This window comes from Pseudomonas sp. R4-35-07 (assembly GCF_003852235.1).
Classification (GTDB): Bacteria; Pseudomonadota; Gammaproteobacteria; order Pseudomonadales; family Pseudomonadaceae; genus Aquipseudomonas.
In genome coordinates this window covers 2,046,425-2,062,599 of the sequence record NZ_CP027732.1, presented here as the reverse complement: position 1 = coordinate 2,062,599, position 16,175 = coordinate 2,046,425, and the positions used below count along the sequence as shown (strand labels likewise).

The window sequence follows — 16,175 nt, the reverse complement described above, 5'->3', positions numbered from 1 at the left end:
CACCCGGGCTTTTTAGTGGGTGCTTAGAAAGCGCCCATGTAGTCACGCTTGCCCACTTCAACGCCGTTATGGCGCAGCAAGGCGTAAGCGGTAGTGACGTGGAAGAAGAACTGCGGCAGGCCGTAGGTCAGCAAGTAGGACTGGCCGCTGAAGCGCTTCTCTTTCGGGGTGCCTGGGCGGGTGACGATTTCGATGCCTTCCTTGCCGTCGATCTGCTCGGGCTTGATGGTATCGACGAAGGCCAGCACCTTGGCGATCAGCGCTTGCAGGTCGGCGAAGGTGACTTCGCTGTCTTCGTACTTCGGCACTTCGATCTCGGCCAGGCGCGCGGAAACGCCCTTGGCGAAGTCGACGGCGATCTGCACCTGGCGCACCAGCGCGAACATATCCGGGAACAGGCGCGCTTGCAGCAGAGCGTTCGGCTCGATGTTCTTGGCGGTGGCGTGGGCTTCGGCTTTGTTCAGCACATCGCTGAGGGCGTTGAGCATTTGCTTGAAGACTGGGATAGAAGCGGCATACAGGGAAATGGTCATGTCAGTCTCGTAGTAATGGCAGGGTTGGAACCAGCGACGATTATAGCCATGCCTGCCGCTTGTCTTTTATTTTTTCCAGCTTAGGCTAGTGGATTCACTGCATAGGGAAAGCGCGATGACCGCCGAGCACGACACCGACACGCCTGAGCCGCGCCTGAACAGCACGGAAATCCGCATCCTGGGCTGCCTGATCGAGAAACAGGCGACCAACCCGGAAACCTACCCCCTGACCCTCAACGCCCTGGTGCTGGCGTGCAACCAGAAAACCAGCCGGGAACCGGTGACCAATCTCAGCCAAGGCCAGGTTGGCCAGAGCTTGCGCGTACTGGAAGGTCAGGGTTATACCCGGCTGGTCATGGGCAGCCGCGCCGACCGCTGGGAACACCGCGTGGACAAGGCGCTGGAACTGGTGCCCGCGCAAATGATCCTGATCGGGCTGCTGTTCCTGCGCGGCCCGCAGACGGTCAATGAGTTGCTGACGCGCAGCGGGCGCATGCATGACTTTGAGGACGCCGAGCAGGTGGTGCACCAACTCGAACGCCTGATTGCACGGGGCCTGGCGCTATTGGTGCCGCGCCAGGCGGGGCAGCGCGAGGACCGGTATACCCATGCGCTGGGGGACCCGGCGGATATCGAAACGATTATTGCCGCGCGCGGTAACCCGGTGGAGCGCGGCGGCGGGGGCGTCTCCGTCGAGCGTATCGAAGAGCTGGAAGCGCGAATTGCGGCGCTGGAAGAACGCCTGGCGCAGTTGGAACAGGCCTGACGAGCATCCAACTTGGAACATGCTGCCAGTTGTAGGAGCGAGGCGGGCGGCTAGCCCTTGCTCGCGAAAAACGCCCAGGCAACGCATTTATTCTGGATAAACGCGGCGGCCTTGAGTTTTTCGCGAGCAAGCTCGCTCCTACATCGCTCCCCGCTTAAACCGTCAGGTCCGGGCGAACGCCACGGCCGCCTGAAATTGCTCCGGTGTAGGACGCACGCCGGTATACAGCACAAACTGCTCCAATGCCTGGATCGCAATCACTTCAAGGCCGGTAATCACCCGCTTGCCCTGGGCACGCCCGCGCACGATCAACGGGGTTTCAGCGGGGATCGCCACGACATCGAACACCGTCTCGGCTTGATCAACGGCATCGGCCTCGAATGCCAACTGATCCGCCTCTGCCCCGCCGGTCATGCCAATCGGTGTCACGTTAACCAGCATGCGCGGGCGCAACCCGCCCAGTTCAGCTTGCCACTCATACCCCAGATTACGTGCCAGCGCCCTGCCCGCCACCTCATTGCGCGCCACGATCACGCCATTGGCGTAACCGCCGTCACGCAAAGCGCTGGCCACGGCCTTGGCCATGCCGCCGCTGCCGCGCAGGGCGAAGCTTGAGTCCTTCGGCACCTGGTGTTTTTTCAGCAGTTGCTCGACGGCAATGTAGTCCGTGTTGTAGGCCTTGAGACTGCCGCCGGTGTTGACGATGGTGTTCAGGGAATCGATGGCTTGAACCGAATCGTCCAGTTCGTCCACTAAAGCGATGGCAGCCTCCTTGAACGGCATCGACACGCCGCAACCCCGGATGCCCAGCGCCCGTATGCCACCGATCGCGCCGGGCAGATCCTGGCTGCTGAAGGCTTTATAGTAAAAATTCAGGCCCAACTGCTCATACAGATGGTTATGGAAACGCAGGCCGAAATTCCCGGGCCGCGCCGACAGTGACATGCACAGTTGGGTGTCCTTGTTGGGGTGCATCTGCATGGGTAGCTCCTTGAAGTAAGCAAATCGGTACAGACCTTACACAACCTTTACCTATCGGCTGTGCTGTTTTTCAGAAATACGTTGTCTTAAAAGTATCCCCGCGACAATCCTTGAGTCTATTGATTGCAGACCACAAGCGCAGGGGCTAACCGAGGAATGACCATGATGCGTAAAGTCCCCAGGATCGCCTTGCTTATTGGCGCACTCGCGATGGCAGGCCAAGCCTCCGCCCACGGTGGTGGTTGGGGCGGCCCGGCCGTATTGGGTGCTCTTGTCGGTGCAGCCGTTGTCGGCTCCGTGGTTGCCAGCCAGCCTCGTGAGGTTTATGTGCAGCAACCGGTGTACGTCCAGCCGCAGCCGGTGTATGCCGCTCCGCCGCCGGTCTACTACGCACCGCCGCCACCGGTGTACGTGCAGCAACAGGTTTATTACCGCCCGGCGCCGGTCTATTACGGCCCGCCACGGGGTTATGGCTACTATGGCCCGCCCCACGGCTACTACCGCCACGGCTGGTAACACATTGCTGTACATGCAACAGGCCTCGCCCACACGCGGGGCCTTTTTTTTGCCTGGAACGTCTGGATTTATCTTGCAAAGGTCGTTGTGAGGACAATGCTCGGGCGGCAATCCCACATGATCCGGTTGGGATCTCCTCTTGCTCGACCGGTACGAACGCTGTCATGTTTGTGTCATGAGCCCGTTTCACTATCGACCCTGTCCACCCAATAACAATTACGGACGATTGACCATGCCCACACAAAATCCGCATCGCACCGCTGGCCTCTGCACTTCCAGCAAGGTTTATAGCGCCCTGACCGAACTCAAGCACCTGGAAGGCCACCGCAGCGCGAAGTTCCTGGCATTGCTGGCAGAGAACCTGGTGCGCAAGGGCCTGCTCAGCGAACAGGAAGTGGTGCACATGCTCGACCAAGTGGTGGACTGACGCCCGGCGTTGATATTGACTATCGAGCCAGGTGATTTTTCCTACGCGCCGCCGCACCGTAAGGTGACCTCCATAACGTTTGGAGGTACTTATGCCCACTGTTCAGATCATGTCCGTCATCGGCAGCGCCGTTCCCGCCCCTCTTCGCAAGCTGGGCTTGCTCGCCTGCTGGTATGTAGTACGCGATGGCGAGCCTATCAGCGGCCCGCTCACTTCGTTATCCGACGCCCAACTGCAACTGGCTGCCAACTACAGGCTTGAAGCCTAGGGCAACGGCAATTTGACGCGCGGCTTGGTTTCCACGAACAACGCCCAGCAGGAAATGAACAGCGCCGCGACCAGCGGCCCGATCACGAAGCCGTTCAGGCCGAATACCGACAAGCCGCCCAGCGTCGAGATCAGGATCAGGTAGTCCGGCATCTTGGTGTCCTTGCCCACCAGAATCGGGCGCAGTACGTTGTCTACCAGGCCGATCACGAACACGCCGAACAGCGCCAGCACCACGCCCTGCCAGATCGAACCGCTCAACAGGAAGTAGGCGGCCACCGGGCCCCATACAATCCCGGCACCCACCGCAGGCAGCAGGGATAGAAACGCCATCAATACCGCCCAGAGCAACGCACTGGGAATATCCAGGAACCAGAAAATAAAGCCCCCCAGCGCACCTTGAGTGACGGCCACCAGCACGTTGCCCTTGACCGTGGCTCGCACCACCCGGTTGAACTTGAGTTGCAGGCGACGCTTTTGCGGCTCGGCCAATGGCACCGCCGTGCGCACCTTGCGCACCAGTTCCGGGCCGTCGCGCAGGAGGAAAAACAGCAGGTAGAGCATGATGAAAAAGCTCACCAGGAAATCGAACGTGCCCTGGCCGAAGCTGAACGCCTGTGTGGCGAAGAACTGGCTGCCCTGCATCGCGCCTTTCACCACCTTTTCCCGCAGCCCTTCCAGGTTGCCCATGCCGAAGCGGTCCAGCAGGTGCTGGAAGTATGGCGGGAGGAAATGCTTGAACTGCTCGATATAACCGGCCACATCCAACTGGCCGCTTTCGACGTTCTTGTAAAGGGTGGCGCCCTCTTGCACCAGCAAGGCGCTGGTAATGATCACTGGCAAAATCGCGATCACCAGGCACACCGTCAAGGTGGTCAGGGAAGTCAGGTTGCGGTTCCAGCCAAAGCGCTGCTGCAGGCGGCGCTGCATGGGCGCGAAGATGATGCCGAGGATCACCGCCCAGAACACCGCGCCGTAAAACGGCAGCAATATCCAGATGAAGGCGACGGTCACCAGGGCCAGCAGTAACAGCAGGGTCTTGAATTGCAGGTTGGTTTGATTCATGTCCGATCCATGTCAAAAAAGCACAGGGCCGGTGTCGGCCCTGTTGCTTAGTCCGCAGCGAAACCTGGGAGTGCCCTGGTTGTTCGAACAAGCATAGATCGGCTTATCTAGACGTGGATCAATGCACCACGCCAAGGCCTGCACTACCCTCGCGCCTTTTGCGGCTCACACCTCCATGCTCCCACTGATCGCCCCCGAACTGCTCGCGCCCGCCGGCACGTTGAAGAACATGCGTTACGCCTTTGCCTATGGCGCCGATGCGGTGTACGCCGGCCAGCCGCGCTACAGCCTGCGCGTGCGCAACAATGAATTCGACCACGCCAACCTGGCCCTCGGGATCCAGGAAGCCCATGCACAGGGCAAGCGTTTCTACGTGGTGGTGAACATCGCGCCGCACAACGCCAAGCTGAAAACCTTTCTCAAGGACCTGGCCCCCGTGGTCGCCATGGGCCCGGACGCGCTGATCATGTCTGACCCAGGGCTGATCATGCTGGTGCGCCAGCATTTTGCGCAGATGCCGGTTCACTTGTCGGTTCAAGCCAATACCGTCAACTGGGCCAGTGTGGCGTTCTGGCAACAACAAGGCATCTGCCGGGTGATCCTGTCACGGGAGTTGTCGCTGGAAGAGATCGGCGAGATTCGCCAACACGTGCCGGCCATGGAACTGGAGGTGTTCGTCCATGGCGCCCTGTGCATGGCCTATTCCGGGCGTTGCCTGCTATCGGGCTACATGAACAAGCGCGACGCCAACCAGGGCACCTGCACGAATGCATGTCGATGGAAATACCAGGCCACCCCGGCGGTGGAAAACGCCACGGGTGACATCGTCCAGGCATTCGAACCGACGCTGGGCATCGGCACGCCGACCGACCAGGTATTCCTGTTGCAGGAAGCCAATCGCCCCACTGAGCAGATGCCGGCGTTCGAAGACGAACACGGCACCTACATCATGAACGCCAAGGATCTGCGCGCCGTGCAGCACGTGGAGCGCCTGACCCGCATGGGCGTGCATTCACTGAAGATCGAAGGCCGTACCAAATCGCACTTCTATTGCGCGCGCACCACCCAGGTGTATCGCCGCGCAATTGATGATGCAATGGCCGGTCGCGCCTTTGACCGCCGCTTGATGACCGACCTCGAATCCCTGGCCCAGCGCGGTTACACCGAAGGTTTCCTACGCCGCCATGTGCACGACGAATACCAGAACTACCAGAACGGCAGCTCCGTCTCCGAGCGCCAGCAGTTTGTGGGTGAGTTGACCGGTGAACGCCGGGGCGAGCTGGCCGAGGTCAAGGTGAAGAACCGCTTTGCCGTGGGCAATCAGCTGGAACTGATGACGCCGGCCGGCAACTTTCACTTTGCCCTGGCCACCTTGCATAACGCCAAGGGCGACGCCATCGAGGTAGCGCCGGGGGATGGGCACACGGTGTATGTGCCCCTGCCGGCCGAGCTGGACCTTGCGTTTGGTTTGCTGATGCGCGACGTGTAGGTCAGATCCTGAACTGGCCCACCAACTGCCCAAGGCGCTGGCCCAAGTCCGCCAGGCTGCGGGAAGTCTGGGCGCCGAGCTGGGTTTCATCGGCCACGCTGTCCACCGCCACGGCAATCTGGTGCACGCTGCGGTTGATCTCTTCCGCCACGGCGGTTTGTTCCTCGGCGGCGCTGGCGATTTGCGCGTTCATGGAGTTGATGGTGCCGATCAACTGGGCCATGGTGTCGAGCGACGCGCCGGCCTGGTTGGCCTGGGCCGATGTGCCGTCCCCGGCATCGCTGGAGCGGCGCATGGCATCCACGGCGGCTTCGGTGCCTTTTTGCAGGCGGTCGATCATGCCCTGGATTTCCTGAGTGCTGGTCTGGGTGCGGCTGGCCAGGGCGCGCACTTCATCGGCGACCACCGCAAACCCACGTCCGGCCTCCCCTGCCCGCGCAGCTTCAATTGCCGCGTTGAGCGCCAGCAGGTTGGTTTGTTCAGCAATCGAGCGGATCACGCCAAGCACACTGACAATCGACGACACGTCCTGCTGCAGGCTGTCGAGGGACACACCGCTGCTGCGGATATCGTTCACCAGCGCATGGATCTGCGCGATGCTGCCGTCCACCACACGCTTGGCGGCCTGGCCCTCGGCATCGGTCTGCTGCGCGGCGACGGCGGCCCCCTGGGCACTGCGCGCCACTTCATGGGCGGCGGACGACATCTGGTTGATCGCGGTGGCGACCTGATCGGTTTCGTGACGCTGGCGTTCCATGGCGGTTTCCGAGCGCTGGGCTTGCTCGGACACCTGGCTCACCAGGCCGGTGAGTTGCGCGGTCATTTCGGTGATCTGGCGGACCAGGCCGTGGATCTTGTCGACAAACCGATTGAACGCGCCGGCCAGGTCGCCGAGCTCATCCTGGCTGGTAATGGCCAGGCGGCGTGTCAAGTCACCTTCACCGGCGGCGATATCGTCCAGGTTGGCCTTCATCAGACTCAGTGGGCGCAGGATCGTGTTGGCCACCAGCAGGCCGACGGCAGCAATCACCAGCAATACCACAACCGCCAGACCGAGAATGCTCAACAGTACGCCTTCCATGCGTTTCTCTACCTTGGCCTCGACCACCGCAACCTGAGCATCGATGCCATCCAGGTTGACCGAGGTACCGATGACCATGTCCCACTTGGGCAGGTATTCGGTATAGCCGAGCTTGGGCACCAGCTCGGTCTGGCCGGGCTGGGTCGAGCTGTATTGCAGGTAGTGGGTACCGTCCTTGCCGACTTTGACCAGGTCGCGGTTGACGTAGACGCCGTTGGGGTCGCGGTTGTCCTTGAAACTCTTGCCCACGCCGTCCGGGCTGTTGCCCTTGAACAGGCGAATGGTCTCGGAATCGTAGCCGAAGAAATAACCGTCCTTGCCGTAGCTGGTGTTGGACAGCAACTTGACCACCTGCGCCCGCGCTGCCGTATCACCGGGGGCGGCCGCGTCGTAGAACGGCTTGATGGTGGTCAGGGCCACCTCGACATAACTGTGCAGCGTGGCCTTGGCGTCATTGAGCAGACGTTGACGGGTTTCATCCACTTCGTTGCGCGCCTGGCCCTGAAGTATCCACACGGTGGTCAGGCTGATCACCAGGGCGAACAGCAACACCGGCACTATGGCAAGGGTCAGGACTTTGGCCTTGAGGCTCAGACGCATGGCTTTTCTCTCTTATTAGGGGCGACTTGAGAGGTTAGCGGCCAAACGCGTGATTTCTGTAGGAGCGAGCTTGCTCGCGAAGGTCTCCGCCCTAACACGTGCATTCTGGATGAACGCATTATCTAAACGTTTTTCGCGAGCAAGCTCGCTCCTACAGTAAGGTATGGGCCCGGCTGTCAGAGCGTCATCGCCGCCAGCCAGCCGAACGCCAGCAGCGGCAGGTTGTAGTGCAGGAAGGTCGGCACCACGGTATCCCAGATATGATGGTGCTGGCCGTCGATGTTCAGGCCGGAGGTCGGCCCGAGGGTGGAGTCTGACGCCGGTGAACCGGCGTCGCCCAAGGCCCCGGCGGTGCCGACGATACACACGATCGCCAGCGGGCTGAAACCCAGCTGCACGCACAACGGCACAAAAATCGCCGCCAGGATCGGCACTGTGGAAAACGACGAACCGATGCCCATGGTCACCAACAGCCCCACCAGCAGCATCAACAGCGCCCCTACCCCACGGCTATGGCCGATGAACGCCGCCGAGGCCTCCACCAGCGAGCGCACATCACCGGTGGCCTTGAGCACTTCGGCAAAGCCCGACGAGGCGATCATGATGAAGCCGATCATCGCCATCATCTTCATGCCTTCGGTGAACAGGTCATCGGTGTCGCGCCAGCGCACGATGCCCGACACCGAAAAAATCAGGAACCCGGCCAGCGCACCGATGATCATCGAGTCCAGCCACAGCTGAATGATGAACGCCGAAGCAATCGCCAGGCCGGCGACCAGCAGGGTCAACGGGTTGTACTGCACCGCCACCTGCTCGACACGCTCGATTTTTTCAAGGTCGTACACGCGCTTTTTGCGGTAGCTGATAAACACCGCCACCAGCAGGCCGACCACCATGCCCAGCGCGGGCAGGCTCATGGCGTGGGTTACGTTGACCTGGCTGATGTCCACGCCGCTCTTGGCCACGTTGGCCAGCAGGATCTGGTTGAGGAAGATATTGCCGAAGCCCACCGGCAGGAACATGTAGGGCGTGATCAAGCCGAACGTCATGACGCAAGCGATCAGGCGACGATCCAGTTGCAGCTTGGTCAACACGTATAACAGCGGCGGCACCAGCAGCGGGATGAACGCGATGTGGATCGGCAGGATGTTCTGCGAAGCAATCGCCACCGCCCACAACAGGCCGATCAACAGCCATTTGACGTGATTGCCGCCGCTGGCTTCCTGGCGATCGACCAGCAACAGCGCTTTGTCCGCCAGGGCATGGGCCAGGCCGGATTTGGCAATCGCCACCGCGAAAGCGCCGAGTAAGGCGTAGGACAAAGCCACCGTCGCACCGCCGCCCAAACCACTGTTGAACGCTTTGAGCGTGGCGTCGATACCCAGGCCACCGGTCAAGCCGCCCACCAGGGCGCCCACGATGATGGCGATGACCACATGCACGCGGGACAGGCTGAGCACCAGCATGGTGCCGACCGCGGCGATAACAGCGTTAATCATGGTTACCTCAGGACATAAACATAAAAGACAGGCATGCCCGCGCCTCAGCGGCCATTGAAGGCGCTGCCGGCGTACGGGCTCAAAGAGGTCTTATTAGAGGGCGCGCACTTTGCAGCAGCCGGGCGGCCATGTCAAAAAGCGACGCCGTTTTGAGGGTTAAATTGAATGTTTGAATAAAGAAAAAACCAGCGTAGCCGATAACGGTTTTCTATGTGTATTCAGGTAAAGGATGTCCCGATGTCGCTCAGGCAGCTCTCCATTCAATGGAAAATCACCCTGCTCGCGGGCCTCTGCCTGCTGGGGATCGTGACCCTGCTGGTGGGTCTGTCGCTGTATCGCATGGCGCAGAGTTCCGAGCAGGTCAAAGCGTCCAGCATGCAGATGCTCGATGAGGCCGCCCAGGCGCGCATCGAGGCTCAAGGTGAAGTGCAGGCGCTGGGCATTCGCCAGCAGTTCATGGATGCCTACCAGTACGGCCATGGGTTTTCCCGCCAGGTGCTGTTTTTGCGCGAGCAGGCGGAAAAACGCTTTCTCGACGCCTTCGACACCCGCGAAGACCTGACCCGTCAGGTCAGGGCCGCGCTCCAGGCCAACCCCGACCTGCTCGGCTTGTCCCTGGTGTTCGAAGCCAATGCGCTGGACGGCAAGGATGAGTTGTTCGCCAACCAGGCGGAACTGGGCAGTAACGACACCGGCCGCTTCGCGCTGTACTGGTCGCAGCCGACGCCCGGCAAAATCACCTCCATGGCGCTGCCCGAAAGCGACATGAGCGACACCTCCGTCGGCCCCAGCGGCGAAAAAGCCAACGCCTGGTTCACCTGCCCGCGCACCACCCTCAAGCCCTGCGTGATCGAGCCTTACTTTTATGTGATCGACGGGCAGAATGTGCTGATGACCAGTATCGTCTTCCCGCTGATCGTCAACGGCAAGGTCATTGCCTCGTTGTCGGTGGACATCAACCTCAACAGCCTGCAGGCCGTGAGCCAACAGGCCAGCCAGAAACTGTACGACGGCCAGACCCACGTCAGCATCCTCAGCCCCACCGGCTTGCTCGCCGGCTACAGCCCGGACGCCAGCAAGCTCAGCCAGCGCCTGGACCAGGTCGACACGGCCAATGGCGCAGAGTTGATCACTGCCCTGGCCAGCAGCACACAGACCCACAGCCTGCGTAGCGATCAGCAACTCAAAGTGCTGGCGCCCTTTGCCCCGATCCCCGGCGGCAAGCCGTGGGGCGTGTTGCTGGACGTGCCGAAAAAAGTCCTGGTGGCGCCGGCCGAGGCGCTCAAGGCCCAGTTGGATGCCGACAATACCCGGGGCACCCTGCTGGAACTCGGGCTGGGCCTGCTGGCCGCCGTGGTCGGTTTGATTCTGGTGTGGTTGATGGCGCGCAGCGTGACCCGGCCGATCCTCGGCGTGGCGCACATGCTCGAGGACATCGCCAGCGGCGAAGGCGACCTGACCCGCCGCCTGGCTTACGACAAACAGGACGAGCTGGGCCAACTGGCGGGCTGGTTCAACCGTTTCCTCGACAAGCTGCAGCCGATCATCGCCGAGGTCAAACGCTCGGTGCAGGACGCCCGTGGCACGGCCGACCGATCCGCCGCGATTGCCAGCGAAACCAGTGCCGGCATGGAGCAGCAGTATCGCCAGGTTGACCAAGTGGCCACCGCCTCCCACGAAATGAGCGCCACCGCCCAGGACGTCGCCCGCAGCGCAGCCCAGGCAGCGCAAGCCGCCCGCGATGCCGACCAATCGACCCGCGATGGCCTGACCGTGATCGATCAGACCACCAGCAACATCGGCTTGCTGGCCGCTGACATGAGCACGGCCATGGCGCAGGTTGAAGGCCTGGCCAGCAGCAGCGAAAAAATCGGCTCGGTCCTGGAAGTGATTCGCGGCATCGCCGAGCAGACCAACCTGCTGGCGCTCAATGCCGCCATCGAGGCAGCCCGCGCCGGTGAGGCTGGCCGTGGCTTTGCCGTGGTGGCCGACGAAGTGCGCAACCTGGCACGGCGTACCCAGGAGTCGGTGGAAGAAACCCGCGTGGTGATCGAACAATTGCAAAGCGGCACCGAGGAAGTGGTCGGTGCCATGGGCAACAGCTACCGCCAGGCCCAAGGCAGCGTCGAACAGGTCGGCCAGGCCGTCACCGCGCTACGCCAGATCGGTGACGCCGTGACCGTGATCAGCGACATGAACCTGCAAATCGCCAGCGCCGCCGAAGAGCAAAGCGCGGTGGCCGAAGAGATCAACCACAACGTGGCGACGATTCGGGATGTGACTGAGTCGCTGTCGGAACAGGCCAATGAATCGGCGCGGGTGAGCCGGGCGTTGAACAGCCTGGCGAATCAGCAGCAGGGGTTGATGGATCAGTTCAGGGTGTAACCACTCTTATCCTGACGCAGATCCAATGTGGGAGGGGCGGTGCGACGATTCGACTCGCCCCCGATGGCGGTGGGTCAGTCACTGATGTGTTGACGACACTCCCTCATCGGGGCATAGGTATCTACACAACTTTGGCACGGCCCTGAACCTGTGACGAGGGAGCTTGCGCCCGTGGCGACTTGGCGGCCTATAGCTATCTGACTGATGCCGCGCGATCCAAATGTGGGAGGGGGCTTGCCCCCGATAGCGGCCTGACAGCCGACCAAGATGTTGGATCAAGGCGAGTACATATCCGTTGCTGCGGTAACGGCGGCTTAGGGTTCCGCCCTTACGGCGTCTCACTTTTGAAAAGCGCAAAAGTAAGCAAAACGCTCTTGCCCCACCACTCGGCACCTCGCCTAGGCTCGGTGTGCCCGTAATCCGACAGTGATTTGGGGGGCCGCCGCCACGCGCCATCCATGGCGCGGGGCGGCTAAACCGGCATCCCTGCCGGTTTACCCCCCAAATCACTATCGAATTCCGGCCAGCGTGGTTTAACGGGGCGCCTAAGATCAAGAGCAAGATCAAGAGCAAGATCAAGAGCAAGATCAAGAGCGGCTCGCTTCGCATTGTGGTTACCGTAGGCTGATGCTACAAAAGTTGTGTAGATACCTATGGCCATCGGGGGCAAGCCCCCTCCCACATTTTTAAATCGGCACTACCGCCTGGGCAATTCGATCAACGCTTTGAGCCCGCCCAACTCGCTTTCCTGCAACTGCAACGTCCCGCCCCACACCTCGACGATATCGCGCACGATGCCCAGCCCCAGACCGTGGCCGTCGACCTGCTCATCCAGGCGTGCGCCACGGCTGAACACTTGGTCACGCTGGGTCTCGGGAATGCCGGGGCCATCGTCTTCGACGGCCAGCAGGTAGCTGTGCGGCGTCTCACTCACGCTCAGTCGTACTTCGGCATCCGCCCATTTGCAGGCGTTGTCCAGCAGGTTGCCGAGCAACTCGAGCAAATCTTCACGGTCCCAGGGCAGTTGCAGGCCGGGGGCGACGTGGTAGCGCAGGTCCAGGTGTTCGCCGTGGATCATGTTCAGGGTAGCCAACAGCCCCGGCAGTTCTTTTTCACAGTCGAACAACGCCCCCGGCAGAGTTTCGCCAGCCAGACGCGCGCGATTGAGCTCGCGGTTGAGGCGCTGCTGCACCTGCTCAAGCTGATCGCGCAACAACTTGCTCAACTGCGGCTGATCCCTGAGTGCCTCGCTCGACGCCGCACTCAACATCACCGCCAATGGGGTTTTCAGCGCGTGCCCCAGGTTGCCCAGGGCATTGCGCGAGCGCTTGAGGCTGTCTTCGGTGTGTGCCAGCAAATGGTTGATCTGCGCCACCAGCGGCTCCAGCTCCAGCGGCACCTGGGTGTCCAGTTGCGAACGCTGGCCCTGTTGCAACTGAGCAATCTGATTGCGAGCAGTTTCCAACGGGCGCAAGGCGCGGCGCACGGTGATCCGTTGTAATACCAGCACCACCAGCAATGCCGCCAGCCCCAGTACCAGGCCGATCTGGCGCATCAGGCGAAAGCTTTCCCGTACCGGCGTGTAGTCCTGCGCCACGCTGATGGAGATCGGCAGGCCGAAGCGTTTGTAGTCGGAGCGCAATACCAGCAGTTTCTGGCCTTCAGGCCCCAGTTGCAGGTTGCCCTTGATCCCGGCCTCGGGGAGCGTCGGCAGTTCCTGGTCCCACAAGGAGCGGGAGCGCCAGTGAGTGTCGGCAAAATCGATGCGGAAGTAATGCCCCGAGAAGGGTCGTTGATAGGCGGGCGACAGGCGATGCTCATCCAACTGTACGCCGTTGGGCCCGCGCACCAACGCCACCAGCAGGTTTTCGCTGTCGTTGCGCAGGCCGGCCTCCAGATAACGCTGCAACCCGGCTTCGAACAGCCACAGGCTGGTTTGCGCCAGCACCACGCCGACGATCACCAGCACGCTGATCAACCCCAGGCTCAAGCGCCGCTGGATCGATTTCATGCAGGGCTGGCGCCAAACCGGTAGCCCTGGCCACGCCGGGTTTCGATCACGCTGCGCCCCAGCTTGCGGCGCAGATGATTGACGTGGACTTCCAGCACGTTGGAGTCGCGCTCGGTCTCGCCGTCATAAAGATGCTCGGCCAGATGGCTTTTCGACAGGATCTGTTCGGGGTGCAGCATGAAATAACGCAACAGGCGGAACTCGGCTGCCGTGAGCTGGATCTCTTCACCGTCGCGCAGCACGCACTGGCGGCCTTCGTCCAGGTGCAGGCCGGCGGCTTGCAGGGTCGGTTGGTTGGCATGCCCGTGAGACCTTCGTAACAGCGCCTGAATGCGCAGGTGCAGTTCTTCGGGGTGAAACGGCTTGCTCAGGTAATCATCGGCTCCGGCCTTGAGCCCCTCGATACGTTCGGCCCAGGAATCACGCGCCGTCAGCACCAGCACCGGCGTGGCCAGGGCTGCCGCGCGCCATTGCGCCAGCACCTCCAGCCCCGGCAAACCCGGCAGGCCAAGGTCGAGGATAATCAGGTCATAGGGTTCGCTGCGGCCCTGGTACGCCGCGTCGCGCCCATCGGCCAGCCAGTCGACCGCATAGCCTTGGCGCTGCAGGCCGGCCAGCAGCTCATCGGCCAGCGGGACGTTGTCTTCCACCAGGAGCAGGCGCATCAGTCTTCCTTATCTTTGATCAATGTACCGTTGGTTGCGTCGAGCTTGATTTCGCGCACTACGCCTTCGGTGGTCACCAGTTCCACTTCATAGGCATATTCGCCGTGCTTTTTCTCCAGCTCCGCCTCCAGCAGCCGGGCTCCAGGGTAGCGTGACATGGCCGTATGCAACAGGTCCTCCAGCGGCAGGATCACCCCCTGCTGGCGCAGCGCCAAGGCTTCATCCTGATTGAGGTCGCGAGCGGCCAGGCTTGAGCAAAAGGCCAGGAGCGCCAGCAGCACCAGACTACCGGCGCGTCGATATAGCGTCATTACGTGTCCTGATGATTCTTGAGAACGTGCCCGGTGAGCGCATCCAATTCAACGTCCCACTCAAGGCCATGGGCATCTTCCAGTTCGACCTGGTAGACGTACTTGCCGTACTCCTCGTCCAGGTCAGTGCCCAGCAAGGTGGAACCCGGATGCAAGGCCAGGGCCGTGGCTTCAAGCTGATCGAAGGCGACAATGGTAACAGTGCCAGGCAATTTCAGCGGTTTGTCGGGGTCCATTGCCCAGCCCTGCGTGATCAAGGATGCAATGATACCGGCGGCGACCAGCGCTGTAAGGCGCTTCATGATGAGTCTCCGTTTCAGGATGTTTTTCCTACACCTGATCACGGTACGCGCGGCAACTTAACTGAAACTGAATTGCCACCATGGCAATTTCGCTTCGATCTCCCACGCCATACTGTTTACTCTGGATACAACCGTTATCGTTAACGTTTTTCGCGAGCACCCTCGCCCCTGCCCGAGACGTGTATGACCGCCATTCACATCAAATTCCCCGCGCTGACGCTCAAGGCCGGCACGCGCGCCTTCACTCGTATTCGCGAGCAAGGCCTTGCGCCTGCTGACGTTGGCATCCTTCCCGGCGCGGCCGGCGGCCCCAAGGCCCTGGGCATTCAGGGCCTTGACCTGGCGCTGTTCGGCGACTGGCTGGCGCGTGCGCCTCGGGAGCGCGCGCTGATCGGTGCGTCCATCGGTTCCTGGCGATTTGCCAGCGCTTGCCTGCCCGACCCGGTGCAAGGCTTGCTCGACCTGGGCCGCCTGTATAACGAGCAGCGTTTTTCGAAAGGCGTGACCATGACCGAAGTCAGCCAGAGCTGCGAGCGTATGCTCGACGACCTGCTGGCCGGCCGCGATGCACAGGTGCTGGACAACCCCGACTATCGCCTGAACATCATGGTGGTGAAAAGCCATGGCCTGCTCGCCGATGACCACCGAGGCCGGCTGGGCCTGGGCCTGTCCTCGGTGATCGCCGATAACCTGCGCGGCCGCGCACGATTGTCGCGGCATTTCGAACGCCTGATCGTCCACGACCCCCGCCAGGCGCCCCCGGTGCACCCGCTGAAGGATTTTCCGTCGCGCTTCCTTGCACTGGAAATGAGCAACCTGCGCCAGGCGCTGCTGGCGTCCGGCTCGATTCCCATGGTGATGCAGGGCGTACGCGACCTGCCCGGTGCAGGCGCCGGAACCTACCGCGACGGCGGCTTGTTGGACTACCACCTCGACCTGCCCTACTGCGGCGACGATATCGTGTTGTACCCGCACTTTACCGACCGGGTCATTCCCGGCTGGTTCGACAAAGGCCTGCCATGGCGGCGCAGCAATCCACAGGGTTTGCAGGATGTCTTGCTGCTGGCACCGTCCAGGGACTACCTGGCCCGCCTGCCTCACGGCAAATTGCCGGACCGTAGCGACTTCAAGCGCTTCATGGGCGACGACAAAAGTCGCAACAAATACTGGCAGACGGCAATGAGCGAGAGTCGGCGGTTGGGCGACGAGTTTCTGCAGCTGGCGGACAACGGTGGACTGGGCGAGCGTTTGCAAGCACTTTGACCCAGCGGTATGCG

Annotated in this window: 15 protein-coding genes and 3 pseudogenes; 8 read left to right on the top strand and 10 right to left on the bottom strand. The window is 61.7% G+C overall.

Features of this window, described 5'->3' with window-relative positions:
• Positions 1-23 precede the first annotated feature (23 nt).
• On the bottom strand, positions 24-533 hold the full coding sequence (locus C4J89_RS09540) for a DUF1993 family protein (RefSeq protein ID WP_124362113.1): 510 nt from the start codon (positions 531-533) through the stop codon (positions 24-26).
• Between the two features lie 115 nt (positions 534-648).
• Here C4J89_RS09540 and C4J89_RS09535 point away from each other — a divergent pair, with 115 nt between their 5' ends.
• Complete coding sequence (locus C4J89_RS09535) at positions 649-1,299, top strand: YceH family protein (protein WP_124414325.1); 651 nt, start codon at positions 649-651, stop codon at positions 1,297-1,299.
• Between the two features lie 162 nt (positions 1,300-1,461).
• Here the strand turns inward: C4J89_RS09535 and C4J89_RS09530 are convergent, their stop codons facing one another.
• A complete protein-coding gene (locus C4J89_RS09530) occupies positions 1,462-2,280 on the bottom strand; it encodes a shikimate 5-dehydrogenase (RefSeq protein ID WP_124414324.1) in 819 nt (272 codons plus the stop codon).
• 156 nt (positions 2,281-2,436) lie between these two features.
• On the opposite strand from C4J89_RS09530, the gene C4J89_RS09525 reads away from it, so the two are divergent.
• From C4J89_RS09525 to C4J89_RS26890, 3 genes are all read left to right on the top strand, one after another.
• Positions 2,437-2,796, top strand: a complete 360-nt coding sequence (locus C4J89_RS09525) for a hypothetical protein (protein ID WP_124362110.1) — start codon at positions 2,437-2,439, stop codon at positions 2,794-2,796.
• A gap of 232 nt (positions 2,797-3,028) precedes the next feature.
• Positions 3,029-3,223, top strand: coding sequence for a hypothetical protein (locus C4J89_RS09520; protein ID WP_033899765.1), 195 nt, complete (start codon positions 3,029-3,031; stop codon positions 3,221-3,223).
• A gap of 91 nt (positions 3,224-3,314) precedes the next feature.
• The gene (locus C4J89_RS26890) at positions 3,315-3,491 is read left to right on the top strand and encodes a hypothetical protein (protein WP_164484521.1); all 177 of its coding nucleotides are present in this window, start codon (positions 3,315-3,317) and stop codon (positions 3,489-3,491) included.
• Here C4J89_RS26890 and C4J89_RS09515 read toward each other — a convergent pair.
• On the bottom strand, positions 3,488-4,555 hold the full coding sequence (locus C4J89_RS09515) for an AI-2E family transporter (protein ID WP_124362109.1): 1,068 nt from the start codon (positions 4,553-4,555) through the stop codon (positions 3,488-3,490). The genes C4J89_RS26890 and C4J89_RS09515 overlap by 4 nt on opposite strands.
• Before the next feature lie 175 nt (positions 4,556-4,730).
• On the opposite strand from C4J89_RS09515, the gene yegQ reads away from it, so the two are divergent.
• Positions 4,731-6,044, top strand: coding sequence for a tRNA 5-hydroxyuridine modification protein YegQ (gene yegQ / locus C4J89_RS09510; RefSeq protein WP_124406810.1), 1,314 nt, complete (start codon positions 4,731-4,733; stop codon positions 6,042-6,044).
• A gap of 1 nt (position 6,045) precedes the next feature.
• On the opposite strand, the pseudogene C4J89_RS27410 reads toward yegQ, so the two are convergent.
• From C4J89_RS27410 to C4J89_RS09500, 3 genes and pseudogenes are all read right to left on the bottom strand, one after another.
• A pseudogene (locus C4J89_RS27410) lies at positions 6,046-6,636 on the bottom strand (methyl-accepting chemotaxis protein); the annotation flags it as partial.
• 315 nt (positions 6,637-6,951) lie between these two features.
• Positions 6,952-7,725 (bottom strand): annotated as a pseudogene (locus C4J89_RS27405) (cache domain-containing protein); the annotation flags it as partial.
• A gap of 176 nt (positions 7,726-7,901) precedes the next feature.
• Positions 7,902-9,221 carry a Na+/H+ antiporter family protein gene (locus C4J89_RS09500; protein ID WP_164484581.1) on the bottom strand — a complete coding sequence of 440 codons (1,320 nt, stop codon included), beginning with the start codon at positions 9,219-9,221 and terminating at the stop codon, positions 7,902-7,904.
• A gap of 213 nt (positions 9,222-9,434) precedes the next feature.
• On the opposite strand from C4J89_RS09500, the pseudogene C4J89_RS27400 reads away from it, so the two are divergent.
• A pseudogene (locus C4J89_RS27400) lies at positions 9,435-10,703 on the top strand (chemotaxis protein); the annotation flags it as partial.
• Positions 10,704-10,853: 150 nt separating this feature from the next.
• Positions 10,854-11,609 carry a methyl-accepting chemotaxis protein gene (locus tag C4J89_RS27395; protein ID WP_372237494.1) on the top strand — a complete coding sequence of 252 codons (756 nt, stop codon included), beginning with the start codon at positions 10,854-10,856 and terminating at the stop codon, positions 11,607-11,609.
• Positions 11,610-12,306: 697 nt separating this feature from the next.
• Here C4J89_RS27395 and C4J89_RS09490 read toward each other — a convergent pair.
• From C4J89_RS09490 to C4J89_RS09475, 4 genes are read right to left on the bottom strand one after another with little or no spacing between them, the layout of a single operon-like run.
• Positions 12,307-13,620 carry a sensor histidine kinase gene (locus C4J89_RS09490; RefSeq protein ID WP_124362105.1) on the bottom strand — a complete coding sequence of 438 codons (1,314 nt, stop codon included), beginning with the start codon at positions 13,618-13,620 and terminating at the stop codon, positions 12,307-12,309.
• Positions 13,617-14,285, bottom strand: a complete 669-nt coding sequence (locus tag C4J89_RS09485) for a response regulator transcription factor (protein ID WP_124362104.1) — start codon at positions 14,283-14,285, stop codon at positions 13,617-13,619. Before C4J89_RS09485 ends, C4J89_RS09490 begins: the two co-directional genes overlap by 4 nt.
• Positions 14,285-14,596 (bottom strand): PepSY domain-containing protein, encoded by a 312-nt coding sequence (locus tag C4J89_RS09480; RefSeq protein ID WP_124362103.1) that lies wholly within the window; start codon positions 14,594-14,596, stop codon positions 14,285-14,287. Before C4J89_RS09480 ends, C4J89_RS09485 begins: the two co-directional genes overlap by 1 nt.
• Positions 14,596-14,898, bottom strand: coding sequence for a PepSY domain-containing protein (locus tag C4J89_RS09475; RefSeq protein ID WP_124414322.1), 303 nt, complete (start codon positions 14,896-14,898; stop codon positions 14,596-14,598). Before C4J89_RS09475 ends, C4J89_RS09480 begins: the two co-directional genes overlap by 1 nt.
• 183 nt (positions 14,899-15,081) lie before the next feature.
• Here C4J89_RS09475 and C4J89_RS09470 point away from each other — a divergent pair, with 183 nt between their 5' ends.
• Complete coding sequence (locus C4J89_RS09470; RefSeq protein WP_124414321.1) at positions 15,082-16,161, top strand: patatin-like phospholipase family protein; 1,080 nt, start codon at positions 15,082-15,084, stop codon at positions 16,159-16,161.
• Positions 16,162-16,175: the final 14 nt, after the last annotated feature.

Bases quoted from the DNA above. Each gene is read 5' to 3' on its own strand.
- C4J89_RS09540 (WP_124362113.1), bottom strand. From the start codon at position 533: ATGACCATTTCCCTGTATGCCGCTTCTATCCCAGTCTTCAAGCAAATG.
- C4J89_RS09535 (WP_124414325.1), top strand. From the start codon at position 649: ATGACCGCCGAGCACGACACCGACACGCCTGAGCCGCGCCTGAACAGC.
- C4J89_RS09530 (WP_124414324.1), bottom strand. From the start codon at position 2,280: ATGCAGATGCACCCCAACAAGGACACCCAACTGTGCATGTCACTGTCG.
- C4J89_RS09525 (WP_124362110.1), top strand. From the start codon at position 2,437: ATGACCATGATGCGTAAAGTCCCCAGGATCGCCTTGCTTATTGGCGCA.
- C4J89_RS09520 (WP_033899765.1), top strand. From the start codon at position 3,029: ATGCCCACACAAAATCCGCATCGCACCGCTGGCCTCTGCACTTCCAGC.
- C4J89_RS26890 (WP_164484521.1), top strand. From the start codon at position 3,315: ATGCCCACTGTTCAGATCATGTCCGTCATCGGCAGCGCCGTTCCCGCC.
- C4J89_RS09515 (WP_124362109.1), bottom strand. From the start codon at position 4,555: ATGAATCAAACCAACCTGCAATTCAAGACCCTGCTGTTACTGCTGGCC.
- yegQ (WP_124406810.1), top strand. From the start codon at position 4,731: ATGCTCCCACTGATCGCCCCCGAACTGCTCGCGCCCGCCGGCACGTTG.
- C4J89_RS27395 (WP_372237494.1), top strand. From the start codon at position 10,854: ATGGAGCAGCAGTATCGCCAGGTTGACCAAGTGGCCACCGCCTCCCAC.
- C4J89_RS09490 (WP_124362105.1), bottom strand. From the start codon at position 13,620: ATGAAATCGATCCAGCGGCGCTTGAGCCTGGGGTTGATCAGCGTGCTG.
- C4J89_RS09485 (WP_124362104.1), bottom strand. From the start codon at position 14,285: ATGCGCCTGCTCCTGGTGGAAGACAACGTCCCGCTGGCCGATGAGCTG.
- C4J89_RS09480 (WP_124362103.1), bottom strand. From the start codon at position 14,596: ATGACGCTATATCGACGCGCCGGTAGTCTGGTGCTGCTGGCGCTCCTG.
- C4J89_RS09475 (WP_124414322.1), bottom strand. From the start codon at position 14,898: ATGAAGCGCCTTACAGCGCTGGTCGCCGCCGGTATCATTGCATCCTTG.
- C4J89_RS09470 (WP_124414321.1), top strand. From the start codon at position 15,082: ATGACCGCCATTCACATCAAATTCCCCGCGCTGACGCTCAAGGCCGGC.